Annotated in this window: 26 protein-coding genes and 1 pseudogene; 26 read left to right on the forward strand and 1 reads right to left on the reverse strand. The window is 28.7% G+C overall.

The genetic code is table 11. The annotated features are described in order from the left end of the window. Nucleotides 1-8: 8 nt before the first annotated feature. The 18 genes from purM to BLS77_RS19560 all read left to right on the forward strand — a co-directional run bounded on the left by purM (nt 9) and on the right by BLS77_RS19560 (nt 16692). A complete protein-coding gene (gene purM / locus BLS77_RS17000) occupies nt 9-1010 on the forward strand; it encodes a phosphoribosylformylglycinamidine cyclo-ligase (protein WP_089972610.1) in 1002 nt (333 codons plus the stop codon). Beyond that, nucleotides 998-1609, forward strand: a complete 612-nt coding sequence (gene purN, locus BLS77_RS17005) for a phosphoribosylglycinamide formyltransferase (RefSeq protein ID WP_089972613.1) — start codon at nt 998-1000, stop codon at nt 1607-1609. Before purM ends, purN begins: the two co-directional genes overlap by 13 nt. 54 nt (nt 1610-1663) lie before the next feature. Further along, nucleotides 1664-3166 (forward strand): bifunctional phosphoribosylaminoimidazolecarboxamide formyltransferase/IMP cyclohydrolase, encoded by a 1503-nt coding sequence (gene purH, locus BLS77_RS17010; protein WP_089972617.1) that lies wholly within the window; start codon nt 1664-1666, stop codon nt 3164-3166. A gap of 119 nt (nt 3167-3285) precedes the next feature. Beyond that, nucleotides 3286-4533, forward strand: a complete 1248-nt coding sequence (gene purD, locus BLS77_RS17015; RefSeq protein WP_089972620.1) for a phosphoribosylamine--glycine ligase — start codon at nt 3286-3288, stop codon at nt 4531-4533. Between the two features lie 396 nt (nt 4534-4929). Then, the gene (locus BLS77_RS17020) at nt 4930-5226 is read left to right on the forward strand and encodes a DUF1256 domain-containing protein (RefSeq protein WP_089972623.1); all 297 of its coding nucleotides are present in this window, start codon (nt 4930-4932) and stop codon (nt 5224-5226) included. Between the two features lie 274 nt (nt 5227-5500). Next, entirely contained in the window at nt 5501-5734 is a 234-nt protein-coding gene (locus tag BLS77_RS17025; RefSeq protein WP_089972627.1) for a colicin E3/pyocin S6 family cytotoxin, read from the forward strand. After that, the gene (locus tag BLS77_RS17030; RefSeq protein WP_089972630.1) at nt 5727-6050 is read left to right on the forward strand and encodes a hypothetical protein; all 324 of its coding nucleotides are present in this window, start codon (nt 5727-5729) and stop codon (nt 6048-6050) included. Before BLS77_RS17025 ends, BLS77_RS17030 begins: the two co-directional genes overlap by 8 nt. Next, complete coding sequence (locus BLS77_RS17035; protein ID WP_089972633.1) at nt 6037-7356, forward strand: ImmA/IrrE family metallo-endopeptidase; 1320 nt, start codon at nt 6037-6039, stop codon at nt 7354-7356. The genes BLS77_RS17030 and BLS77_RS17035 overlap by 14 nt, the downstream gene beginning before the upstream one ends. Nucleotides 7357-7537: 181 nt before the next feature. Continuing rightward, a complete protein-coding gene (locus BLS77_RS17040; RefSeq protein ID WP_089972636.1) occupies nt 7538-9241 on the forward strand; it encodes an RNA-directed DNA polymerase in 1704 nt (567 codons plus the stop codon). Between the two features lie 618 nt (nt 9242-9859). Further along, a complete protein-coding gene (locus BLS77_RS20045) occupies nt 9860-9997 on the forward strand; it encodes a hypothetical protein (RefSeq protein WP_175490896.1) in 138 nt (45 codons plus the stop codon). Between the two features lie 44 nt (nt 9998-10041). After that, a complete protein-coding gene (locus BLS77_RS17045; protein WP_089972639.1) occupies nt 10042-10872 on the forward strand; it encodes a hypothetical protein in 831 nt (276 codons plus the stop codon). Nucleotides 10873-11149: 277 nt separating this feature from the next. After that, complete coding sequence (locus BLS77_RS17050; protein ID WP_089972643.1) at nt 11150-12370, forward strand: DUF262 domain-containing protein; 1221 nt, start codon at nt 11150-11152, stop codon at nt 12368-12370. Between the two features lies 1 nt (nt 12371). Further along, nucleotides 12372-13322, forward strand: a complete 951-nt coding sequence (locus BLS77_RS17055; protein WP_089972646.1) for a HEPN domain-containing protein — start codon at nt 12372-12374, stop codon at nt 13320-13322. A 472-nt stretch (nt 13323-13794) separates the two neighbouring features. Further along, nucleotides 13795-14421 (forward strand): nucleotidyltransferase family protein, encoded by a 627-nt coding sequence (locus tag BLS77_RS17060; protein ID WP_242874008.1) that lies wholly within the window; start codon nt 13795-13797, stop codon nt 14419-14421. After that, nucleotides 14393-14617 (forward strand): DUF6718 family protein, encoded by a 225-nt coding sequence (locus BLS77_RS17065; RefSeq protein ID WP_089972653.1) that lies wholly within the window; start codon nt 14393-14395, stop codon nt 14615-14617. The genes BLS77_RS17060 and BLS77_RS17065 overlap by 29 nt, the downstream gene beginning before the upstream one ends. 776 nt (nt 14618-15393) lie before the next feature. Next, entirely contained in the window at nt 15394-16251 is an 858-nt protein-coding gene (locus tag BLS77_RS17070; RefSeq protein WP_089972656.1) for a DegV family protein, read from the forward strand. Between the two features lie 128 nt (nt 16252-16379). After that, complete coding sequence (locus tag BLS77_RS17075) at nt 16380-16565, forward strand: hypothetical protein (RefSeq protein ID WP_341423488.1); 186 nt, start codon at nt 16380-16382, stop codon at nt 16563-16565. After that, nucleotides 16534-16692, forward strand: a complete 159-nt coding sequence (locus tag BLS77_RS19560) for a hypothetical protein (RefSeq protein WP_207648703.1) — start codon at nt 16534-16536, stop codon at nt 16690-16692. Before BLS77_RS17075 ends, BLS77_RS19560 begins: the two co-directional genes overlap by 32 nt. Nucleotides 16693-16739: 47 nt before the next feature. Here the strand turns inward: BLS77_RS19560 and BLS77_RS17080 are convergent, their stop codons facing one another. Then, on the reverse strand, nt 16740-17744 hold the full coding sequence (locus BLS77_RS17080; protein ID WP_089972661.1) for a helix-turn-helix domain-containing protein: 1005 nt from the start codon (nt 17742-17744) through the stop codon (nt 16740-16742). Between the two features lie 363 nt (nt 17745-18107). Here BLS77_RS17080 and BLS77_RS17085 point away from each other — a divergent pair, with 363 nt between their 5' ends. The 8 genes and pseudogenes from BLS77_RS17085 to BLS77_RS20810 all read left to right on the forward strand — a co-directional run bounded on the left by BLS77_RS17085 (nt 18108) and on the right by BLS77_RS20810 (nt 24245). Further along, nucleotides 18108-19001 carry an iron-hydroxamate ABC transporter substrate-binding protein gene (locus BLS77_RS17085; RefSeq protein ID WP_089972697.1) on the forward strand — a complete coding sequence of 298 codons (894 nt, stop codon included), beginning with the start codon at nt 18108-18110 and terminating at the stop codon, nt 18999-19001. Further along, nucleotides 18988-19974, forward strand: a complete 987-nt coding sequence (locus tag BLS77_RS17090) for a FecCD family ABC transporter permease (RefSeq protein WP_089972664.1) — start codon at nt 18988-18990, stop codon at nt 19972-19974. The genes BLS77_RS17085 and BLS77_RS17090 overlap by 14 nt, the downstream gene beginning before the upstream one ends. Then, complete coding sequence (locus tag BLS77_RS17095) at nt 19974-20981, forward strand: FecCD family ABC transporter permease (RefSeq protein WP_089972667.1); 1008 nt, start codon at nt 19974-19976, stop codon at nt 20979-20981. The genes BLS77_RS17090 and BLS77_RS17095 overlap by 1 nt, the downstream gene beginning before the upstream one ends. A gap of 2 nt (nt 20982-20983) precedes the next feature. Continuing rightward, entirely contained in the window at nt 20984-21784 is an 801-nt protein-coding gene (locus BLS77_RS17100) for an ABC transporter ATP-binding protein (protein ID WP_089972670.1), read from the forward strand. Next, the gene (locus BLS77_RS17105) at nt 21774-23039 is read left to right on the forward strand and encodes an MFS transporter (protein ID WP_089972674.1); all 1266 of its coding nucleotides are present in this window, start codon (nt 21774-21776) and stop codon (nt 23037-23039) included. The genes BLS77_RS17100 and BLS77_RS17105 overlap by 11 nt, the downstream gene beginning before the upstream one ends. A gap of 167 nt (nt 23040-23206) precedes the next feature. After that, on the forward strand, nt 23207-23341 hold the full coding sequence (locus BLS77_RS20350) for a PD-(D/E)XK nuclease family transposase (protein WP_242874009.1): 135 nt from the start codon (nt 23207-23209) through the stop codon (nt 23339-23341). Nucleotides 23342-23375: 34 nt separating this feature from the next. Continuing rightward, on the forward strand, nt 23376-23606 hold the full coding sequence (locus BLS77_RS20355) for a hypothetical protein (protein WP_089972678.1): 231 nt from the start codon (nt 23376-23378) through the stop codon (nt 23604-23606). A 192-nt stretch (nt 23607-23798) separates the two neighbouring features. Beyond that, nucleotides 23799-24245 (forward strand): annotated as a pseudogene (locus BLS77_RS20810) (hypothetical protein). Nucleotides 24246-24317: the final 72 nt, after the last annotated feature.

Below are 24317 nucleotides of genomic sequence, written 5' to 3' on the forward strand. Positions count from 1 at the left end.
GTAATAATATGATAACTTACAAAGAAGCTGGAGTTAATATAGAAGAAGGATACAAATCTGTAAAACTTATAAAAGAATATGCAAGCCGCACAATGACAGAATATGTTTTAAATGGTCTTGGAGGTTTTGCAGGTATGGTTGAACTTCCAGAAGGTTACAAAAAACCAGTTTTAGTTTCAGGAACAGATGGAGTTGGAACTAAACTTGAAATAGCTTTTAAAACTAAAAAATATGATACTGTAGGAATTGATTGTGTTGCTATGTGTGTAAATGATATTTTATGTCATGGAGCAAAGCCGTTATTTTTCCTTGATTATATAGCTTGTGGAAAGCTAGAAGCAGAAGTTGCAGCAGATTTAGTGAAAGGTGTAGCAGATGGGTGTGTTCAATCAGCTTGCGCATTAGTTGGTGGAGAAACAGCAGAAATGCCAGGGTTTTATAAAGAAGGCGAATATGACATGGCAGGTTTCGCTGTTGGTATAGTTGATAAAGATAAAATAATTAATGGTAAAAACATTAAAGTTGGAGATAAATTAATAGGTATAGCATCTTCAGGACTTCATTCAAATGGATATTCATTAGTAAGAAAAGTTTTTGAAGATATTAATGAAGATTTAAATGGAGAAGAAGCTTGGAAGACATTAATTACTCCAACTAAAATATATGTTAAACCAGTTTTAGCCTTACTTGAAAAGTTTGAAATTAAAGGAATGGCACATATTACAGGTGGTGGATTTATAGAAAATGCACCAAGAATGTTTAATGGCTTAGATTTTACAGCAGTAATTAATAAAGACAGTTATCCACTTCCAAAAGTATTCGAAAGAATAATAGAAAAAGGCGTAGATAAAGATCATATGTACAACACTTTTAACATGGGAATAGGATTTATGCTTTGTGTTAATGAATCAGATGTTCAGCCTGTAATCAGAGCTTTAGTTGAAAGTGGAGAAAAGGCTTATGAAATAGGGCATATAATAGCTGGTGGTGATGGCATTTGTTTAAAATAGCAGTGTTAGCATCCGGTGGAGGGTCAAACCTCCAATCCATTTTTGATTCAATAGATAATGGAAACCTTAATTGCAGTGTAGAAATGGTTATTGGAAGCAAAGAAGGTATATTTGCATTAGATAGAGCTAAAACAAAAGAAGTAGAAACGCATGTTGTTTCAAGAAAAGAATATGGAAATAAAACTTCAGATAAAATATTAGAACTAACTAAGGGAAAGGTTGATTTAATAGTACTAGCAGGATACCTTTCAATATTAGAAGGAGATATTTTAAAAGAGTTTAAAAATAAAATAATTAATATTCATCCATCATTAATACCTGCTTTTTGTGGAGATAAAATGTATGGAATGAATGTTCATAATGCAGTAATTAAATCCGGAGTTAAATTTACAGGGTGTAGCGTACATTTTGTAAATGAAGAAGTAGATGGAGGAGCAATTATCCTTCAAGAAGTTGTACCAGTTAACTTTGAAGATAATGCAGAAGATGTGCAAAAAAGAGTTTTAGCTGAGGAACATAAACTGCTTCCAAAAGCAATTGAATTATTAATAAATGATAAAATACAAGTTGTAGATAAAAGAGTAAATATAGTAAAGTAGTTAGATGTTTAATTAGTGAAATATAAATATAGTAAAGTTGTGAGGAGTTTTAATATGATTAAAAGAGCTTTAATAAGTGTTTTTGATAAAGAAGGGGTTTTAGATTTTTCTAAGTTTCTATCAGATAATGGAGTAGAAGTTATATCAACTGGAGGAACTTACAAGCACCTAAAGGAAAATGGTGTAAAAGTTATAGAAGTTAACGAAGTAACTAATTTTCCGGAAATGTTAGATGGAAGAGTAAAAACATTACATCCAATATTACATGCAGGAATCCTGGCAATAAGAAATAATGCAGAGCATATGAAAACTATAAAAGAAAGAAATATAGAAACTATTGATATGGTAATAGTTAATCTTTATCCTTTCTTTGAAAAAGTAAAAGAAGATTTAGACTTTGAAGAAAAAGTTGAATTTATAGATATTGGTGGACCAACAATGCTAAGAGCAGCAGCTAAAAACTTCCAAGATGTTGTAGTTATTTCAGATAAAGAAGATTACATCACAGTTATGGAAGAAATGAAAGTTACAGGAGAGGTTAGCTACTCACTTAGAAAAAAATTAGCAGGAAAAGTATTTAACTTAATGAGTGCTTATGATGCTGCAATTTCAAACTTCTTACTTGGTGATGAGGAATATCCAGAATATCTTTCAGTATCATATAAAAAAATGCAAGATTTAAGATATGGAGAAAACCCACATCAAAAAGCAGCTTACTATGGAGCAACAGAATTTAATGGAGCAATGAATTCATTTGAAATATTAAATGGTAAAGAATTATCATACAACAATATTAAAGATGTAGATATTGCATGGAAAACAGTTTGTGAATTTGAAGAAACAGCTTGTTGTGGACTTAAGCATAACACACCATGTGGAGCAGCTATTGGAAAAACACCATTGGAAGTTTATAAAAAAACATATGATGTAGATCCAACTTCAATATTTGGAGGAATAGTAGCTATAAACAGAGTTATTGATAAAGAAACAGCAGAAGAAATGGTGAAAACATTCCTAGAAGTAGTTATTGCACCAGATTACAGCGCAGAAGCTTTAGAAGTATTTAAAACTAAAAAGAACTTAAGAATATTAAAATGTGGTGTAAAAGCTAAGGATAAAAAATATATTGTATCAGTAGATGGTGGAATGTTAATACAAGAAGAAGATAAAACTTTAGCAGAAGACTTTAAAGTAGTAACAAAGAAAGCACCTACAGAAAAAGAAATGGAAGATTTAATCTTCGGGATGAAAGTAGTAAAATACGTTAAATCAAATGCTATAGTAACAGTAAAAGATGGAGTAGCAGTAGGAATTGGCGGAGGTCAAGTAAATAGAATTTGGCCAACTATGGACGCTTTAAGAAGAGGAGCAGGAGCTACAGTATTAGCTTCAGATGCATTCTTCCCATTTAGGGATATAGTAGACGAATGTGCTAAAGCTGGGATTAAAGCTATTATACAACCAGGTGGATCTATGAGAGATCAAGAATCTATTGATGCTTGTGATGAACATGGAATTGCTATGGTTATGACAGGGATTAGACATTTTAAACACTAGGATAATAGCAAAGAGGAGGTAATCTTCTCTTTGCTTATTAAATGAATAGTAATGAATGTAGAATTTGGATTCTATATTCATTACTAATTATAATAAAGGTGATAAGGGAGCGTTTTAATATGAAGTTGTTATTAATTGGGGCTGGTGGAAGAGAGCATTCTTTAGCTTGGAAATTGGCTAAAAGTGAGAAAGTTGAGAAGATTTTTGTGGCACCTGGTAATGGTGGAACTGCATTTGCGGATAAATGTGAAAATGTAGATATTACGGATATAAATGAATTATTGGCTTTTGCTAAGGAAAACAATATTGATTTAACTATTGTTGGTCCTGAAGATCCTTTAACGAAGGGAATAGTTGATTTGTTTAAAGCTGGTGGACTTAAGATATTTGGACCTGATAAAGCAGGAGCAGAGCTTGAAGGTAGTAAAAGTTATTCTAAAGACTTTATGAAGAAGTATGGTGTTAAAACTGCGGAGTATGAAGTTTTTTATGATGCAGATAAAGCTTTAGGTTATTTAGAAAACTGTACTTATCCAATAGTTATTAAAGCAGATGGGCTTGCAGCTGGAAAAGGGGTTGCGATTTGCGAAACTAGAGAAGAAGCAAATGATTCAATAAAATCATTTATGATAGATGACATATTTAAAGGGGCAGGAGCGAAAGTTGTTATTGAAGAATTTTTAGATGGTGTGGAAGCATCTATATTATCAATAACAGATGGAAAAACAATTGTACCATTTTTATCAGCAAAAGATCATAAACAAATATTTGATGGTGGAAAAGGACCAAATACAGGTGGAATGGGAGTTCTTGCACCAAATCCATATGTAACAGATGAGGTTCAAAAAGAATTCGAAGAAAACATAATGGCAAAAACATTAGCAGGAATACAAGCAGAAGGATATGACTTTAAGGGGATAATATTCTTTGGATTAATGATAACTAAAAAAGGTACTTATTTATTAGAATATAATGTGAGAATGGGAGATCCTGAGACACAATCAGTGCTTTATTTGATGGAAAGTGATTTGCTTGAAGTTATTGAAGCGGCTATGAATGAGGAGTTGGCTGGTTTTGAAATTAAATGGAGTAAGGGTACTTGTGTAAATGTTGTGCTTGCTTCGGGGGGATATCCTGGAGAGTTTGTTAAAGGCTATGAAATAAAGATTAATGAAGGGGTTAAAGACAAAGTATTCTTGGCTGGAGCTAAGGCTGAAGATGGTGTGCTTAAGACTAATGGGGGGAGAGTTCTTTCTGTGTTGGGTGTTGGGGATACTGTTGAGGAAGCTAGGGTTGATGTTTATAATAATATTGATGGGGTTGAGTTTGAGGAGATGTATTTTAGGGAGGATATTGGATTAATATAAGATTAAGTGAAACTTTAGAACTATGAAGAGTGGAAAACTAAAATATGTGGTTCCACAAAAAAAGAATATAAATAACTAAGATAGCTCAGACCTTTAATTTCAAAGGTTTGAGTTTTTTCATGCTACAATAAAAAGGATTAGTAGATTTACAATAATAAATTGTATAAGAGTTTATTAATTTATATGTAAGATATACTGTTTATATTTACATAATATTGGTATAATATTTTATGTAATTAATTATAATTTTAATAGAGAGATAAAATTATATTAAGTAATTTATTAGATAAAATAAGAGGTAGATATAAAAAGGAAAATAACATTAAAAGACTACCCAAAGATACATATTTAAAGATAGGTAATGTCTTTAAGGAAAAAAATATTATTTAAAAAGATATTCTAGTTATATGTATAGGTACAAATAGAACGAATACAATTGATTACCGTGACCCATTTATAGGTTCATTACTAAAAGAAGATAGAGATTTTGATGTGCCTGTTTATGGTACTATGGTTAAACCTATTCATGTGTTGAATTTGACACAAAGCATAACAGAGACAAGGGATTTACATCTCAATACTATTATAATTGCTATTGATTCAGCATTAACAACTGATGATAAAATAGGACAAATTTTTATTAAGAGTAAACGTATGTTGCCTGGTAATGGTGTAGGTAAAAAAATGAAGTAATTGGATGTTTTAGTATTAATGGAGTCATAGGACCAAGTGGCGTTAACGTAGTAGAATATGAAACTGATTTGAAGTTTATTAGAGCCATGGCATATACAATAGATAAAGGAGTTAAAGAGGCACTTAGACAGTAAAACTAATGATTATGTAACATTAGTTTTAATTGCAATAAAATTGATTAAATTGGAAAAAGGAGATGTAGCTAATTAAGGGGAGTGGTATAAAGTATTTGCGGGACAATTAGCTAGTAAAATGAAATAAGGGGGATGAGTATATGGCACATATAGTATTGACAAGTCCTAGTTTTCTTGATGGTTGTATATACTGGAAAGTAGTTGATTGTAGAAAAATTTGGAGATCAATAGATGGATCAAGACTTTACACTTGGGATGAGTTTCATGGAGAAATAGAAGTTTTTAATAAGAGAGGCAGACATTTAGGAAGTGCTGATAAATATGAGGGCAGGTTAATTAAAGATGCTGTGAAGGGGAGGAGATTAGATGTCTAATATAAAATTTATAGATGCAGTTATTATGGGTGATGTATTAATAGATGAGATAGATGATTATATAGATATGTGGCATGATGGAGACTCAAAGTTAGAAATATATGAGTTTTTAGGAATGACTCAAAATGAGTATAGATTGTGGGTAGATGATGAAAGTATTTTAAAAGAAATAATTAAGTGTCACATGAACGGTAAAGACATTGAAGAAGTAATATTAAATCCTTACTATACAAAGCAAAGAATGGTTGCAAGAGCTAAAAGTGCAGAAGAAGCAAAAGCAGCTTATGAGATAATAAGGAAGTATGAAAATGAATAAGCTTACTTTAGAAAAGAAACTCTCAAATGTTAGAAAAATGGCGAATAGGGTTTTTGAAAAGGAAGGTTTAACAATACCGGTAGACATATTTACACTAATAAAAAAGTTTGCAAAGCTTGAATGTGTGGATATACCATTTTCGGATGCAATATGTGTAGATTTAGAGAAATGCCCAACAGTTATATATAATGATGATACACAACATACAAGGTTAAGATTTACACTAGCACATGAATTAGGACATATAAAAATTCCATGGCATACTGGTATAGTTTCATGTCATACTGAGGATGATTTAGCAAATATGGAACATGAATACGAAGAAATGGAAAAGGAGGCTAATACATTTGCTTCTGAATTATTAATACCTACATTATGGTTACAAAGTATATTTAATGAAGAAAGAGATTACGGTCTAGAAAAAATTATAAATCTAGTTTCTGAAAAAGCCCAGGTTTCTAAATTAGCTGTATTGTATGCTATAAATGAAAATTTACCAGAAGGTTATATAGTTTTTGTAGAAAATAAACAGTATGATTTTATAGCTAAAAAAGAAGGTTATAAAAGAAATATTTTGCATTTATATGATAGAGGCGATTATTCTATAGAATGGTTAATGATAAATGCTAAAAATAGTGGAGAGATTAACCTATATAATAGCAATGTGTATTGGATAGACTTAGGGCGTCAGATGGAAGAAAATGATTTAAAGAGCATGTTAACTGATATAAGCTGTGCGAAATTAGAATCTATATGTTATGAACTTTTTGAAGATAAAAGTTTAAGTCCTGCTAATATACTAAAAATAATAATAGATTCTTTACCAAAATCTTTTATAATGAAAGTTAATTTAAATAATAGTAATTATGTTAGATATGTAAAGTCAAGTGGTACATATATTTCAAATAAATTAGAATCAGTATCTGATAGAGAATGTACTAAATGGTATTATGATAATTCATGTGAAAGTATGGAATATAAAAATAATGAGTTTAGTATAACGGTATGGAAATTTGAAGATTATATATTAAATTCTCATGATTTTAGTGAAAAACGTAATTCTAAATTAATATTAAGGAGTATAGTAGATGGAAATTATTATGAGAACGAAAGAATAATCATATTAGGAAGAATAAATGGAGTAATTGGTAGTCTTAATAATAAAAAAAAGGAATTAACACAGCAACAATTCTATAATGCTTTAAAACAACGATTTGTAGGTCGTGAAGATTTACAATATATAGTACTTCATAGAGATTTTAATAATTTTTTAATTAAGAAAACTATTGAACTTTATTCATATTAATAGCAATTTCGTGTCAGATAAGCTGACGACTCAGAAGTTCCCCTGACGGAGGTAATGATTGGCAGTGGCAAGCATTTTCTAATAAAATTTTATGGATATAATCTTAATTGAGATTGGAAATTTAGTTTGCGTATAATTTGAGTGGGTAAGTAATGGATATACTACATAAGGGGATGACTGTATGGATGAAAATAGATATTTGAAGATAGATTATTTGATTAAGTATGGATATTTTGATTTTAAGAATAGTAATACACAAAAAAGTTTTATGGATGAAAATGAAGATAAATATATATCGTCTAATACTATATATAAGGGGATTTTTAATTGTGATGAATTATATAATAATTTAGAAATAATGCTAAAATTAATTGATAGTAGTTTTTACGGTGAAACAGAAGCAATACAATTTTCATGCTATAAGAATGAAGAGGAAAGAAGAGGATATAAATATAGCAATATGTATTCGTATATAAATTTAAGTCAGCATATACATAACAATATGAAAAAATATGGGCAGATATTAGAGGGAAGCAGTAAATCACTGTCTAATAAATTTTATAATAGAACATTTTTACAAGGCAAAATATTGAAATATAATAATAGGTTAGGTAAAAGGCGCATATTTAAGGCTGATATAGAGAATTTTTATCCAAGTATATATACACATTCAATACCATGGGTACTTGAAGGGAAATTAGAAGCAAAAAAGAATAAAAGCAATAAATCTATATATTATAACGAGTTAGATAGCCTTATTCAGCGTTGTCAATATGGTGAAACACATGGTATTCCAACTGGAAGTTTTACATCTAGGGTGATTGCAGAAATATATATGTGCAAAGTTGATGAAAAGTTAAGTGAATATAGTTACGTTAGATATGTTGATGATTTTGAATTGGCATATAATAAAGAAGAAGAGCAAATAAAATTTTACAATGCATTATATAAGGAATTAAAGAGTTTGAATCTTAAAATAAAAAAAGAAAAGAATATTATAGATATATTCCCATTTGAAGCTGAAGAGGATATAGATGATATTTTTGGATATATAGCAAATAAAAAAGAGCGTTGCAATAGATTAACTTTATCAAAAGAAAAACGGATAATATATAGTTTTATAGAATTTGCTAGTTCAAAGGAGAGGGATGGGAAAAAGGGGGCATTAAAGCTTTTATTTAAAGCTTTAAAACATGCAGTAATTAATTCAGAAGTAAGTGAAGAAGCATGGCTCAGTAATGTATGGGAATATTTATTTAACATTATTTTGCTGAGACCACAAATATCAAGTTATTATTTAGAGTTAATAGATAGCATGGATAGAGAAGATATATTAGAGTATATTAAACAGAGTTTAAGTAAAATGAAAGTTCAAATAGAGGATAGTATAAATAGATACATAGAGTTAGAATATAGCGAAGAATTATGTGCAATTTTAAGTATATGCTATTCACTTAATAATTGGCAAGTGATCTGTAAAGAGCATTTATTATTAATTATAAATAAGTTGGATGATTTTAATTCTATTATAGCTATGGAAATATATTTAAAGAGTGATGTTATTGAATGGAATAAGTTATTTGAGGTTATTGAAAATAAGTTAGGAAGTTCATATGAATGGTGTAATGAATTCTGGCTGTTTAAGTATCAAATGTTTTACAAATTAAAGAAAGAAAAAGGATTGGAATTTGAGAAAGAATATAAAGAGTATTTGTATAATAAGTATTCAGGAGGCAAGAATAAAGGGGTGTTTTTTGATAAAAGAAATATAAAAAAAATTAACTCACCTATAATACTGGAGGTGCAAAATAAAAGTGGGAATGCGCTAGCAAAATTTTATAAAAATATGCTGAATAATAATATAACATTTTTTATATATAAGTAGAAATTTCGAGTTAGACAAGCTAAAGACTAAAAATATCCCCAGAGGTAGTAATTTGCCATGGGACAAGTTACTAAAAATCCCTTATTGTAGTCGAATGTGTTAATATAGATAGCTAAAAAAATAAAAGTGATTCATAAGATGGAAGATTTTTAATTTTAAGCATAATAATTACATATGATATAGTTAATGTATATAAGAGGAATTATCGAAAATTAAAAAAATTAGCAATTTCGTGTCAGACAAGCTGACGACTCAAAAATACCCCCGGCGGAGGTAGTGATTGCCAGGGGCAAGCACTTGCTAAAAATGAATAACAGAGTTAAATATAGCATTATTCATTGATGAGTATGCGATGTTTTTTTGTTAGTAATTCAATGAGAGTATGAGATTTGTATAAATCACGAATTATTCAATAAAAATAGTCTTTGAAAATTGAATAATAATATATTTATAAAATATATTATTATTCTTAATTTGTAAAATATGTTATTATTAATTTGTAATAGTAATTTAGTTATTTAGAATAAATAATAATGAATAATATCATATGTAAATTAGATTTAAGATAAGTTAGATTGAAATATTATAAGTATAAGGAAAAATGATTGGAGATTAATAATGAGTAGTTTATTAAGGCCAGATAAAATAATGAATGGATTAATAACAAATTTAATAGAAGAAATTTGGAAAGAAAATAAAAAAAAAAATCTAAAGTTATTAATTTCGATGAGATTCAAAATATTCATAAAGCTATAGTAGAATATGATAATGAAAAAAAAGAAATATTTGGACAATTAGCAATGAATATAAGCACACCTATTAATGTAAGAAATTGTCATATAGAGGAATGTATAGATTTTTTTGATGTTCCGGGATTTATATTAGATGATGGTATATATGCCTCAGCATTTGGACAGTTCAATTATATTTATAGAGCTAAAGGGATAAGAAGTATCTGGTTTAAAAATGGAATAATAAATGAATGTACAATTCATTCCAGTATTGATGAGAATGGATTTAACTTAAATTATGAAGAAATTGAAGGTGTAGATTTATATAATAGCAAAGATTTTTTTGATGAAAATATTAATCAAGAATATGAAACAACATGTGATAAATATAAAGATCCAAGTTTTATATTAAATAAATTGCTAAATATAAATAAATATTATTATAAATCTTACTACTTAGAGTATCTTATAGATCCACCAGATGTTCAAATTTTATCTGATTATTCTTTAGAGCTTAGAAAAGAAATTTGGAATTCAATTTTAGAATTGGGAAAGAGAGTAATAAGAGATAAAAAAAATGATGAATTAGATTTCTTTAAATTTTGTATAGATTTTATGAGAATAGTAAACAATGATATACAAGTTGAACAAGTCATAGATTTTTTTACATATATAATAGAAAATAAAAGTAATATAGATTTGAATTTAGCATTGAATTTATTAAAGGAATTAAAAAGTTCTGACGAAGAAAAAATAAGTTTAATGAATGAAATTAATAGTAAGATTGATTCAAATAATAAGTCAGATATTTTAGAAGTAAAACCTAATATATGGGGAATAGGAATTAATTTTAATGAAGTTTTCGAAAGAATAAGAATTTTAGTTAGAAAAAAAAATTAGTACAAGCTTTAATTAATTTTTTAATTATATCAAAATACAAAAAAATACTGTTTATTAATAAAAATCTTAATTACTATCGATACGGAGAACCGTATCATAAATAAATGAGATTTTTGGCCTTAAATATTAAAATTATTTGGTTAAGGATGCTTTATAAGTGAAAATATCGGATCATAAGTAAAATTAATACAATGTTATATTAGTAATATATTATTTATTGATAATATTACTATATAGTTGTGGCTAGATTGACTAATAGGTATATAGGGGGAGTTAAATGTTATTAAACAATGAAGAATTAAAATTTTTAGAAGAAGATAAAGAGGAGGGGAAACTTACTGAAATTGAGATAAATGAAAAATATCAACGTGGAGAAATGAGGATTGTAACAGAACAAGGCAGATATCCTCTTAAAAATATAAAATCTATTTTAAGTTCAGACATAAAACTAAATCCAGAGTATCAGAGGAGAAGAGTTTGGAGTAATATCCAAAAGTCTAAGTTGATAGAATCATTTATTATGAATATTCCAGTTCCACCTGTATTTTTATATGAAATAGATTTTTCAAAATACGAAGTTATGGATGGATTACAGAGATTGTCAACACTATATGATTTTTATGATGATAGATTTAAATTAACAGGATTAGAATTATGGTCTGAATTAAATGGGATGAAGTATAGTGAACTACCAGAAAAAATTCAAAAAGGTATAGATAGAAGATATATTTCAACGATAGTTATTCTTAATGAAACAGCAAAATCAAAAAGTGAAGAACATATATTGAAAAAATTTGTCTTTGAAAGATTGAATACTGGAGGGACTAGACTAACTGAACAAGAAACTAGAAATGCATTATATGATGGAAAAATGAATCAACTTTGCATAAAGATTGCTAAAGAAAATAATACATTGCATAATTTATGGAAAATTAGGCCTTTTGTTGATGATATAACTGATTCTATAGATGAAGAAGTGAATGAAGAGCAAGATAGAGATAAAAAAATATATGTAAGAATGGAAGATGTTGAATTAGTGTTAAGATTTTTTGCATATAGACAGCTAGAAGAAATACCTGCTACTAAATTAAAAGATGTATTAGATATATATATAAAGCAAGCAAATGAGTATTATTCTGATCAATTGATTGATGAACTAGAAGATTTGTTTAATAAAACAATAGATTTAGTAGATTGTATTTATGGTGATAAAGCATTTTTAATGTATACTAAAAGAAAAAATGGTAATTTTCAATGGTATCCGAAACCTTCAAAATTAGTCTATGATCCTATTCTAGGGGTATTATATGAGTATGCTTATGATAATCACAAAAAGATAAAATTAATAAGCAAGAAAGAAGAAATAATAAAAAGAACTGAAGAGTTATTTATTACTAATAGCTCAGACTTCAATGGACGTAATAATAATAAAAGTGATGTAATAAGAAGAAAAGAACTTTTTAGAAATATTTTTGAAAATATATTAGGGGAAGAATAAAATGCAAGATATAATATTAAAATATGATGAATTTAAAAAGCATTTACTTACCTTAAAAGAATATGTGTTATTTAATAAAAAAGAAAGAGAAGCAAAATATAGCGATTATAGAGATATTGTTTATGGGGCTATTATTAATAGAGGCTATTCACTGTGGGAAACTTATGTTAAGGATATTTTTTATGAGTACTTCATATTAAAAAAGGATGAATATTATGAAAATAATACTCTAATTGGAAAATATAAAATAAGTGAATTACCTGCATATTTATTTGAAGATGCTATACTTAATGAAAAAGATGATATCATAATGTTTAAATTAAATCGACAAGTAATATCTTTTACAAGTAAAAATATGGATATGAATGAGATGCGTAATTTATTTAAAAAACTTGATATTGAAATTAATAATACGTTGGATAATAATATGGATTTAAATGAGGCAGTAAATCTTTTTGAAATTTCATTTGAAAATGGATTAGATAAGGATAAGAAGACCACTCAAGGATTAAAACGATTAATAGAAGAAAGAAACTTTGTTTCTCATTATGCTCATATTGATACGTTTCAGGATTTGGAGATTTTGTTGGAGTGGATAAATTTTTATATACTATTAGGGAAAACATTATGTAAATTTATTTGCTTAGAATATGTTAAAGGTTTAAGTTGTAATAAAAGTATTATTGGTGAATGTAAAAATGCTCTTACAAAAAGAAATATGTTACTTGTTGATATAGGGGATAAAATAAAAGTAGATAAAACATCACTGTTATATGTTTATAGCAATAATATTCTCATTGATATATTAAAACCAATTTCATTCCAAGTTGAAGGTTCAGATGTTGAATTTGTACAAGCAGGAGATAAAGCTGGAATAAATATAAAAACGATTTTTGATTATGATGAAAAGATAAGAGCAGAATATAAGTATTATATTATAGAAAATATTTAGTATATACTAATACATAATAGAACCTACTTGTAGTAGTTACCGATAACCACATATCAATATTATTATATTAGAAACCTCAGTCGGCAAGCCTCCTTTGGAAACACCCCCGGGGGAAACAGGATTTGACAGGTACAAGTAGTGAATAAAATAAAAAGATTTGAATTGTGAAACTGTAATAGAATTAAAACTTTATTACAGTTTTTTTGTTTATAGCAAATGCTCCGTTGGTCGCATAAAAGCCCACGGGGGAGGAAATAGTTTCCAGGTAGCAACCTCAGTCGGCAAGCCTCCTTTGGAAACACCCCCGGGGGAAACAGGATTTGACAGGTACAAGTAGTGAATAAAATAAGAAAATTTAATTGTGAAACTGTAATAGAGCTAAAACTTTATTGCAGTTTTTTATTTATGATTAGGTGAAAAGGTGGCTAAGGTAAGTAATATCTTATATGCACCATAAAAATGTTTAACTTATGTGGTTAGAGTAGTGGGTTTTGAAGTTTATGGTGTAACAGAACAACTATTAGAAAGTTTAAGTTATGAGAGTGTGCTAGGGAAAATTCTAAAGAATACATTAAGGAAATTTGACAAAGAAAATCTTATTAATGAAATATTAGATATAAAAGAATTTTATGAAAGTACAGAGTTATTAAAAGATGTGGACTTTAGTTATAGAGTAAAGTCGTTACAATCATGCATATTAAAATATAATAAGTATTATCCAAGTATTGAGGTAAACAAGTGTTATAATGATTTATTAGGCATAAGGGTAATTGTTTCAGATTATAATGAAATCTTAAGTCAAGATTTAGAGATATTTAAAATTGCAGATATGAGAAGTGGTAAAGTTAAGGATGATGGATATAGAGGAATACATTTGTATTATCAAAAAAGTAATAAACATTATCCTATTGAAATACAGGTTAATTCTAAAAGTGATAGAAATTTTAATGATTGGCTACATATACATTTGTATAAACATAATAAATATAATAATATTGGGATATATTTAAGAGATAAATATGATAAAAACGAGATTAGAAGTGAAGAGGAATTTAAGGAGGAATTAGAATATGTGTTATCTAGTAGCAAAGAAGTTTGATAAAGAAGGAAGTTTAGTATTACAAGCTGAACATGGGCAAAGATTAGCTTCATTATCTAAATATTTAACATTAACAACGTTAGAACATGGAGTTCAAATAGTAACTTTAAATGACTTAGAAAGTTATAAGGAGTATGCTCCATATGTAGTAGTTGGTAATGAGGTTGAATTTATATCAAAAGTAGTAAATATGTAAATTAACATCAAAATGGGATAGAGAGTAGGCCATTTATGAGAATTGCAATAATTGGATTATGGGATATAATAGCAACCTCAGTCGGCGAGCCTCCTTTGGAAGCACCACAGGGAAAAACAGGTACAAGTAGTGAATAAAATAAAAAGATTTGAATTGTGAAGCTGTAATAGAACTAAAACTTTATTGCAGTTTTTTCTTTAAGATAGATATGCAACTGTTTTTGTATTTAGCAATTTCGTGTCAGACAAGCTGACGACTCAAAAATACCCCCGGGGGAAACAAGATTTTACAGGTACAAGTAGTGAATAAAATAAGAGGATTTGAATTATGAAACTGTAATAGAGCTAAAACTTTATTACAGTTTTTTTGTTTATAAAAATAAGATTAAGGAAATAATTAAGAGAAAGTTATTTATATAGTGAGGTGAAACAATGACTACACCTAAGAGGGTAGCGATTTAGTGTCAGATAAGCTGATGACTCAAAAGTTCCCTAGGGGAGGTAGTGATTGTATTTGAATTCGAATTAAAACTTTTAAAACAAAACTATAGCATTATTAAAACAGTGATATAATATAATCATGATTACTTAGTAAATTTTTTATATAAAAGGATAACTATACTGTGATTAATATATTAGATTGTTATATGTTAAAGCAATTGTAAACTTATAATATGAATAATTAGATGAAGATTGCAGTGAACTTCATTTCTTTAATTAAATATAAAATAACTTTAACAATATAAAATAATTAGATAATAGAAGGAGTAATTTTAAATGAATAATATTATATTAGTGGCAGAAACAGGTTCAGATATTCCAAAAGATATTGCAGAAGAAATGGGAATTTTTCTTGTCCCAATGCATGTTACTATGGGGAGTGATACTTTTGATGATGGAACTTTCCCTATTGAAAAAATTTATGAATATTATGATGATACCAATAAAATACCAAAGACAAGTGGAAGCTCACCAGAAGATTTTATAAGAGTATTTGATGAAATTCACAGATTATATCCGGATAAACAGATACTGCATTTAGCATATTCTGCAGTAACAACTTGTTCTTATCAGAGTGCTTTAATAGCAGCAGAGGATAGAGATTATATTATGAGTTTTGATACTAAGCAGGTATCTATTGGTCAGGCGGCAATTGTAATTAAAACAGCAAGATATTTAAAAGCAAACCCTAATGTTACTATGGAGGAATTAGTAGAAGAAGTAAGAAACATACGGGATAGTTGCCAAATGTGTTTTGTTCCTGATAAATTAGAGTATCTTAAAGCTGGAGGGCGCGTTAGTAATGCAGTATTTATAGGTGGAAAAATACTTAGCATACATCCGTCAATTGAAATTGAAAATGGATATTTAGTAGCTAAGAAAAAGTATCGTGGAAAAATGGAAAGAGTAGTCACCAAAATGATAGAAGAATATAGTCATATGAAAAACTTGGATAAAAAAGAAGTGTGGCTATTATGGTCGATGGGATTACCAAATACAGTTCGTATAGCAGCTGAACATAAAATAAAGGAAATAGGTTTTGAAAAAATTAGATGGATGCAAACAGGATGTGTGATTACTACTCATGGAGGGCCAGGTTCATTTGGAATTGTAGGATTTTCCAGGTATAAGTAATGCTTAAAATAAAATAATTTTAATGATGAACTGTAATAAAGATAGAAACTTTATTGCAGTTTTTTGTTTATAAAAATAAATTTAAGGAAATAATTAAGAGAAAGTTATTTATACAGTGAGGTGAAACAATGACTACACCTAAGAGGGAGTGGTATGAAGGTGCATCATATCATATAACAGCAAGAGGGAACCATAGGAATGATATTTTTAGAGATGAAGAGGATTTTAAGTATTATTTAAAAATAATTGAGGAGGCTTTACTTTATTATACAAATTATAATTATGGGGTCATTGCTGAAAGAATTGAAAGATAGACAAGTCCATGAATTATCAGGCGGACAGCGTCAAAGAGCTTGGATCGCTCTTAATATTGCTCAAAATACAGATACTATTTTATTAAATAATGATGTGAAAAATATTTTAAATAGTAAGGTTAAATAATAGAAACCTCTTAATATTACAGTAAATGTAGTTTTGAGAGGTTTATTTTACTTTTTTATTTTCCTAAAAACTAAGGGTGTTTTTTTATGAACATCTTTAAACCTTTTTACAAAGTTACTACTATAATTATATCCAATTATCTTTGAAATTTCATCAACACTTAATTCAGTTGTAGACAATAGATTTTCGGCTATTGACATTCTGATGGAATCAGTGTATTCACTAATGGTCATATGATATTTTGATAAAAAGCCTGCCTTTAATTTTTGCTCATTTAAAAATACCATTTTACTTAAACTCTTAATAGTAGGAGGGTTACAAGCTTCCTTTGTTAAAATATCATAAGCTTTTTTTAGTGAATTAGCATCTGAAGCAGTTAAAGTAATATATCTATCCTTACCTATTTTAATTTTTCCATAGTTTAATTGGTTAGTAAAAGCATTTTCTTGGGAGAAATAAAGCTCGTTATAAATTATCGCAATACATTCTAAGATCTTGCTTTCTAAGTATATAGGAGTTAAGCTACGGGATTCGGATAGACTCCTTAATTGTTGAATAATAAAAGCTATTTCAAGTGGTAAATAGCTATAAGTATAGTTAGTAATAAAACTATCAAAATCTATAGTGTTTGGAAAATTTGGTTTTATTACTTCATCAAAATATTTTTTGTAAATTGTTATTTCTGATCCATGAAGATGTTTTCCTTTTTCCCAATACTGAGTACCTTTTAGTTTTTTTTCAACTGTAAAGAAAGAAGAGGGACTAAAGGAGGAAACATTGTTATTATCAATTTTAAATTTGGTCTCTCCAGTATATACAGTTCCAAAGCGCATTAATTCTTCAGTATGATCAAAGGAAAGAGAAAAATTTGAAGATATTGTATAATTACCAATTCCAAAATCATAATAATCTTCTCTGCTATATTTAATAAAATATCCAAGTTCAGGTTTATTTTCATTTTTATATATAGTGTGGGTTCCCATAAAAAATGGAGTGAAAGTCATTTTACTCAAAACTTTATTTTGAAATTCTTTTGTTGAGTTAGAAATCATCATAATACCTCCTTTTATATAAATTTAGAATTATTTTATATTATAAAGGGGGTACTATCAATAGGCAAGGATAATATATAAAATTAGAAGTTTTAATAAATCATTTATTGGGGTTGCTGAATAATATCTTTAGGGATAATATTTATTTTCATGTGCCTTATTTTAAATTTTATGTATAGAAAAATTATTATAACAGATGATAAAATTATTAAATTAGGTGTAAAGGTTGAATTGAGAATGAATATTATATAATATTACCAGGAAGATAAGAAAAAATTAAAAGAAATACATGAAGGATAGGTGGAGACGTATTATGAAAAAAAATTATTAAAAACATTAGTAGTTTCTTGTGTAACAGCTTTAATGTTTGTAGGGTGTGGAGTTAAACAAGATACTGATAATGTATCAATAAGTACTGTGACAGTTGAGGATGTAAGGGGAGAAGTTGAAATACCAGCAGAACCTAAAGGAATAGTAGATTTAAGTGGGAATAGTGATATTTTATCTATTTTAGGATATAAGGTTATCGGAACTGCAAATAGTGATGCTTATGATTACACTAAGTTCCCTTCATATTTAGAAGGAACATTAAATGGAGCAGAAATTTTAGGGTATAGCATGCAAGATACTATGAATGTAGAAGCTGTTATGAATTTAAATCCAGATTTGATAATTATATCAACAGTTCAAGAAAAAATGTATGATCAATTAAGTGAAATTGCTCCAACTGTTATGATTAAATTAGAAGCTTTAAACTGGAAAGATGATGTTAAAGCTTTTGCAGATGTATTTAATAAGGAAGATGTAGCAGATAAATGGTTAAAGAATCATGAAGCAAAGGCTAAAGAAGCTGGAGATAAAATTAAAGCTGAATATGGTGAAGATACGACTTATCTTTCATTCTTAGCAAGTGGGGGACAATTCTTTATATTTGATGGTGCCGGTTTTGGTAGTGTATTATATGAAGATATGGGTATTGCTAAACCTAAAGGAATGCCAGAACAAAGCGATATAAGCCTTCCAGTTGTAACTTATGAAGGATTAGCATCAATTAAAAGTGATTACATATTCTTAATTGCAACACCAGAAGACTTAGCTGAACTTGAAAGCAATGCAATTTGGAATAGCTTACCTGCAGTTAAAGAAGGAAATGTTGTAGTATTGGATTCATCACCATACTTTAATCAAGGATATAGCTCAATTGGAAGAAGTTTATTAGTGGATGAAATAGGTGAAATGTTAAATGAAACAAAGTAAGAAATATACAAGGATATTTGTAATTTTTAATTTGTTACTTTTAATAGGAGGGTTGATTCTAGCTGTAAGGCTAGGGTCAGTTCATATTGATTTTTATGATATTTGGGAGAGTATATTTAATTACAGTGAAAATTTAGAGATGATGCTAGTTAGAGATATACGTATTCCAAGAGCCCTTTCTGTATTGTTAACAGGAGGAATACTAGGAGCAACAGGAGCCATGATTCAAGGTGTTACTAAAAACCCAATAGCTGAACCCTCAATATTAGGTGTTAGCCAAGGTGCAACTTTAGTAATAGCTATTTTTTATGCAACAGGAGTTGCCATAAATACAACAAATGTAATGATAGCTTCTCTTATAGGAGCATTTATAACTGGCATTATAGTTTTAGGATTTATATCAAAAAAAGCCAATAATAACTCCATTACAAAGATACTTTTAGCAGGAACAGCTATGAGTACATTTTTCATTTCATTAACTACAGTAATTGGACTATTATCAAACCAAGCTCAAATGATTGGATTTTGGGTGTCTGGAGGGTTTAGAAATTCAAGCTGGGCAGATTTTAGATTAGTATTTGTAGTAGGGATTATAGGACTTATTATAGCGATGGTATTATCACCAAAGATAAATATATTAAATCTTGGAGATGATGTTGCTATTGGACTTGGAGAAAATCCTGGGAAAATAAGGTTTATAACTCTTATGGTTATGATACGTGCAGCAGCAGTAGCAGTAGGGAAGAATATAGCCTTTGTTGGACTTATAGTTCCACAAATAGTTAGAAAATTACTTGGAGAAGATTATAGAAGAAATATTCCATGTTCATTTTTACTTGGAGCTGTTCTTTTAACTTATGCAGATATTGCAGCTAGGATGTTATTTAATCCTTATGAAACTCCAATTGGAGTGTTTACAGCATTAATAGGGGTACCATTCTTTATATCAGTAGCTAGAAAGGAGAGGGGATAATGAAAAAAAGAAAATTTAAAATAGTTTTAATAGTTTTATTAGCTTTATTAGTTATCTCCTTTGCAATTACACTATGCTGGGGTACATATAAGGTTTCGCCACTTGAAGTTATAAATATCCTTCTTGGTAATGGAACAAAACTTCAAAATACAGCTGTATTAAGTATTAGATTACCAAGGCTTTTAGTTGGAATTTTTGTAGCAATTGCATTGTCAACAGCAGGAGCAATTCTTCAAACTATAACTAAAAATGATTTAGCTGATACTGGAATAATTGGTATAAATGCTGGAGCAGCAGTAGCGGCAATAGTATTTATTACCTATCAAAGTACAAATTATTATAGTGAACTTGGACAATTTTCAATTTTTATGTTGCCAATTATGGCTATAATAGGTGCAGGATTTTCCTCATTAATAATATATATGTTATCTAGCAGAAATGGAATAAAACCTAAAAGACTTTTATTAATAGGTATTGGGTTAAATGCAGGGCTTAATGCTTTTATAACTTTCTTTACATTTAGAGGCGGTGTTGGAGATTATAATAAGGTACTAGTTTGGACATCAGGAAGCCTTTGGGGGTCAGGATGGAGTTATGCAAAAGTAATTATTCCAATAGTACTTTTAATGTTTATATTAGTGTTATTAAATCATAAAACATTAGATGTTTTAAATCTTTCAGATGAACTTGCCTTATCATTAGGATTAAATTTAGAAAAAGAAAGAAAAAAGTTTTTTAAATTTGCGGTTATATTAGCAGGGACGGCAACAGCTTTTGCAGGAAATATTGGGTTTTTAGGACTTATATCTCCTCATATTGCAAAGAAGCTAGTTGGACCCTATCATAAAAAGTTTGTTGTAATATCAGCAATAATAAGCGTTATAATAATTCTTATTTCTGATGCAGTTTCAAGAAATTTATTTTCTCCAATTGAAATCCCAGTTGGAATAACAGTATCTATATTTGGAGTACCATATTTTATCTATTTAATGATGAAGGAGAAATAATTATGGAAGCTATTAGTATAAAGAATTTATCAGTATGCTATGAAAATAATATTATAATTGAGGATATGGATTTATCTATACCGAAGGGAAAGATAAGCATAATAATTGGAGCAAATGGATGTGGGAAATCAACTTTGCTTAAAACTATATCAAGAATTAATAAGCCTAAAAAGGGTGATATTTTTATAAATAATAAAAATATCAAGAAGATAAAAGAAAAGGAAATAGCAAAAAAGGTTGCTTTTCTTCCACAGGGACCAGTTTGTCCAAGTGGACTTACAGTAAGGGAACTTGTGGCATTTGGAAGATTCCCTCATCAGAAAATCATAGGTGGATTCAATAGCCATGATAAAGAAGTTATTGAAGGGGTAATACAAGAGACTGGACTTAGTGAGTTTGCAGATAAAGAAGTTGAAAATTTATCTGGTGGACAAAGACAAAGAGCTTGGATTGCACTTGTGTTAGCTCAAGAAACAGAAATTATAATGCTTGATGAGCCTACAACTTATTTAGATATGTCATATCAACTTGAGGTACTAGAGATTCTTAAAAATCTTAATAAAGAAAAAAAAATTACAGTAGTTATAGTTCTTCATGAACTTAACAATGCTTGTAGATTTGCAGATAATATAATTTGTCTTAAAAAAGGAAAGATTATCTGTGAAGGGAAACCAATAGACGTAATTAATAAAGAAAATTTAAAAAAGATATACGGCATAGATGCAAGGCTAAAAAAGAGTAAAAATGGAAAATATCCAATATGCGTAGAATATGAGCTTTTTAGGGGGGGAAATGAAAAATAAAAACTTTATAATAATAGTAATAGGGCAGATTATATCCCTTTTTGGTAATGCCATTCAAAGGTTTAGTATGGCTTTATACTTATTAGAATTTACAGGGAGTACAGCTGCCTTTGCTAATATATTAGCTATATCAACAATACCTTATATCCTATTTGCACCTATTGCAGGTAGGCTTTCAGATAAAATAAATAGAAAAAAAATAATGATATATTTGGATCTATTCTGCTCAATATTAATTGGTGGATACGCCTTTATATTGCTTAGAGGAAGAGACAGTGAATTAATAGTTGCATCAGTTATGTTTATGCTATCAGTATGCTATACATTATATGGACCAGCAGTAGTATCTTCAATTCCACAAATAGTAGATGAAGATAAGCTTACTTCAGCAAATGGAATAATAAATCAAGTAAGTTCAATTGTAAATTTTTTAGCACCAATACTTGCAGGAGTTCTTTATGGATTAGTGGGTATAAAGTTAATAGTAATAATAAATGCAGTAAGTTTCTTATTAGCAGCTATAATAGAGTTATTCTTAGATATTCCAGATATTGTTAGAACTGAAAAGGTAAACTCAATCCATAAAGAGGATAAGCTATTATCTATAGATTTTGTAATAAAATCATTTGTAGATATGAAAAATATATTCCTTTATTTAAAGAGGGAGAAGAAAATGGTTTTAGGAATTATAGCTTCATATGCTTTTTGTAATATTTTCTTAGTGCCAATATTATCAATAGTTACACCGTACTTTATAAACATATTCCTTCAACTTCCTTCAGAAATTTACGGTATAGTAGAAGGAATATGCGTATTAGGCATGATAGCAGGCGGTCTTTTTATAAGTATTAAACCAAAGCTATTTTCAATTAAGAAAGTTCATTATACATATTTTCCTATGATAGCAGGAGTTACACTTATGTCTACATTAGGAGTTATAAGAATAAATAATTATGCTTTAGCAGGACTTTTTGCAGTTGGTGGTATGGCAATAATGCTATCTCTAGCATTATCAAATATACTAACCTTAACATTTATACAAAAAGAGGTGCCAGGAGATATGCTTGGACGAGTATCAGCTTTTGCAACAGCAGTAGCAACTATAAGCGTTGCACCAGGGCAATTACTATTTGGAAGAGTAATAGATATGGGAATACCAATAGGAGTAATTTTAGGTATAACAGCTATAATAAATCTTGGACTTATGATATTTGTTAGATGGAATGTAAGAGAATTAAATATAATAGAGAAGTAGTTAGTAATTAAGGTTAGTAACTACTTTTTTTATTATGTATTACTTTTGATTTTATTCAATAATAAAAGGGCAATTTTATATAAACAGTTTTACACATTATAGATAAGACAATAAAAAACTGTTCTTAATAGTTCCTTATTGTAGCAACCTCAGTCGGCAAGCCTCCTTTGGAAACACCCCCGGGGAAACAGGATTTGACAGGTACAAGTAATGATGAAATAATTAATATTGAAATACAATTAAAAGATGAAAAAAATATGATGAAAAGAAGTATGTATTACTCATTTAGAGCTGGATATTGAAGAAATAAGAAGTGCTAAAGATGAATTAATAAGAATGAGTAACGATGATAAGGAAAGAGAGATTTATGACATGAGATCTAAAATATTAAAAGATAAGATTAGTGAATTAAATGGCGCAGAAAAAAGAGGTGAGGAAAGAGGCGAAAAAAGAGGTGAAGAAAAGAAAGCTATGCAAATAGCTAAAAATTTATTAGATGTATTAGATAATGAAACTATAGCTCTAAAAACGGCGTTAACCATAGAAGCTATAGAGTCTTTAAGATAGATAGCAACCTCAGTCGGCAAGCCGCCTTTGGAAGTTCTGCCGGGATAAGCCAAGTAAGGACGTAAAAGATAATGAAAGCGTAACTTTTATTATAATAATTGTTCCCCAGTGGAAAGAGAGTGGGATGAAGTCACACTCTTGCTACATTAAAAGCACTAGATTGTCTTAATTTTGAGAGGAGTGAAATAGTAAATGAATGATGTGCAAAAAAATAATTTATTCTATGTTTGCTCTCTTATAGAGTTTTTAGGAAGAAAAACTAAAAATACACGAGGTACTATCGTGTAAACGCTTGGAAAGAAAGAGATAGAGAGACAGTTAGAGATTGCTGAAGTAAATCACTGTTTATCATTTGAACAAGTATCAGATGAGATAATAGAGTATTTTAATATTGAAGAAGGTTACTTTGATTCAGTGGGATTATGTAAATACAATGTTCCAAGTTTTCAAGCAATAGGTAAAGAATATCAAAGATTAATAATTGATGTAAGTTCAGAAAAAAGCAATATAGTGGATATGATATATGAAGTATTTCAATCATTTATTAGTGAAGAAATTTCAGACTTTAATTCATCAGTATATTATAGTAGCCCAGAATACTTAAAGCATTCTTATTTAGAAGGGAAATTATTAGCATAGAATAGGTTTAGATATTAACAGCAAGGACGAGTTAGCAAGCCCCTCCACCCTTAGTAAACTAAGGCGGGGCAA

The organism is Clostridium gasigenes (assembly GCF_900104115.1).
Lineage (GTDB): Bacteria > Bacillota > Clostridia > Clostridiales > Clostridiaceae > Clostridium > Clostridium gasigenes.

Bases quoted from the DNA above. Each gene is read 5' to 3' on its own strand.
- BLS77_RS17065 (WP_089972653.1), top strand. From the start codon at position 14,393: ATGTGTTATCTAGTAGCAAAGAAGTTTGATAAAGAAGGAAGTTTAGTA.
- BLS77_RS17070 (WP_089972656.1), top strand. From the start codon at position 15,394: ATGAATAATATTATATTAGTGGCAGAAACAGGTTCAGATATTCCAAAA.
- purD (WP_089972620.1), top strand. From the start codon at position 3,286: ATGAAGTTGTTATTAATTGGGGCTGGTGGAAGAGAGCATTCTTTAGCT.
- BLS77_RS17080 (WP_089972661.1), bottom strand. From the start codon at position 17,744: ATGATTTCTAACTCAACAAAAGAATTTCAAAATAAAGTTTTGAGTAAA.
- BLS77_RS19560 (WP_207648703.1), top strand. From the start codon at position 16,534: ATGGGGTCATTGCTGAAAGAATTGAAAGATAGACAAGTCCATGAATTA.
- BLS77_RS17105 (WP_089972674.1), top strand. From the start codon at position 21,774: ATGAAAAATAAAAACTTTATAATAATAGTAATAGGGCAGATTATATCC.
- BLS77_RS17040 (WP_089972636.1), top strand. From the start codon at position 7,538: ATGGATGAAAATAGATATTTGAAGATAGATTATTTGATTAAGTATGGA.
- BLS77_RS17055 (WP_089972646.1), top strand. From the start codon at position 12,372: ATGCAAGATATAATATTAAAATATGATGAATTTAAAAAGCATTTACTT.
- BLS77_RS17030 (WP_089972630.1), top strand. From the start codon at position 5,727: ATGTCTAATATAAAATTTATAGATGCAGTTATTATGGGTGATGTATTA.
- BLS77_RS20355 (WP_089972678.1), top strand. From the start codon at position 23,376: ATGAGTAACGATGATAAGGAAAGAGAGATTTATGACATGAGATCTAAA.
- BLS77_RS17035 (WP_089972633.1), top strand. From the start codon at position 6,037: ATGAAAATGAATAAGCTTACTTTAGAAAAGAAACTCTCAAATGTTAGA.
- BLS77_RS17050 (WP_089972643.1), top strand. From the start codon at position 11,150: ATGTTATTAAACAATGAAGAATTAAAATTTTTAGAAGAAGATAAAGAG.
- purM (WP_089972610.1), top strand. From the start codon at position 9: ATGATAACTTACAAAGAAGCTGGAGTTAATATAGAAGAAGGATACAAA.
- BLS77_RS17045 (WP_089972639.1), top strand. From the start codon at position 10,042: ATGAATATAAGCACACCTATTAATGTAAGAAATTGTCATATAGAGGAA.
- BLS77_RS17025 (WP_089972627.1), top strand. From the start codon at position 5,501: ATGGCACATATAGTATTGACAAGTCCTAGTTTTCTTGATGGTTGTATA.
- purH (WP_089972617.1), top strand. From the start codon at position 1,664: ATGATTAAAAGAGCTTTAATAAGTGTTTTTGATAAAGAAGGGGTTTTA.
- BLS77_RS17075 (WP_341423488.1), top strand. From the start codon at position 16,380: ATGACTACACCTAAGAGGGAGTGGTATGAAGGTGCATCATATCATATA.
- BLS77_RS17100 (WP_089972670.1), top strand. From the start codon at position 20,984: ATGGAAGCTATTAGTATAAAGAATTTATCAGTATGCTATGAAAATAAT.
- BLS77_RS17090 (WP_089972664.1), top strand. From the start codon at position 18,988: ATGAAACAAAGTAAGAAATATACAAGGATATTTGTAATTTTTAATTTG.
- BLS77_RS17085 (WP_089972697.1), top strand. From the start codon at position 18,108: ATGTTTGTAGGGTGTGGAGTTAAACAAGATACTGATAATGTATCAATA.
- BLS77_RS17095 (WP_089972667.1), top strand. From the start codon at position 19,974: ATGAAAAAAAGAAAATTTAAAATAGTTTTAATAGTTTTATTAGCTTTA.
- BLS77_RS20045 (WP_175490896.1), top strand. From the start codon at position 9,860: ATGAGTAGTTTATTAAGGCCAGATAAAATAATGAATGGATTAATAACA.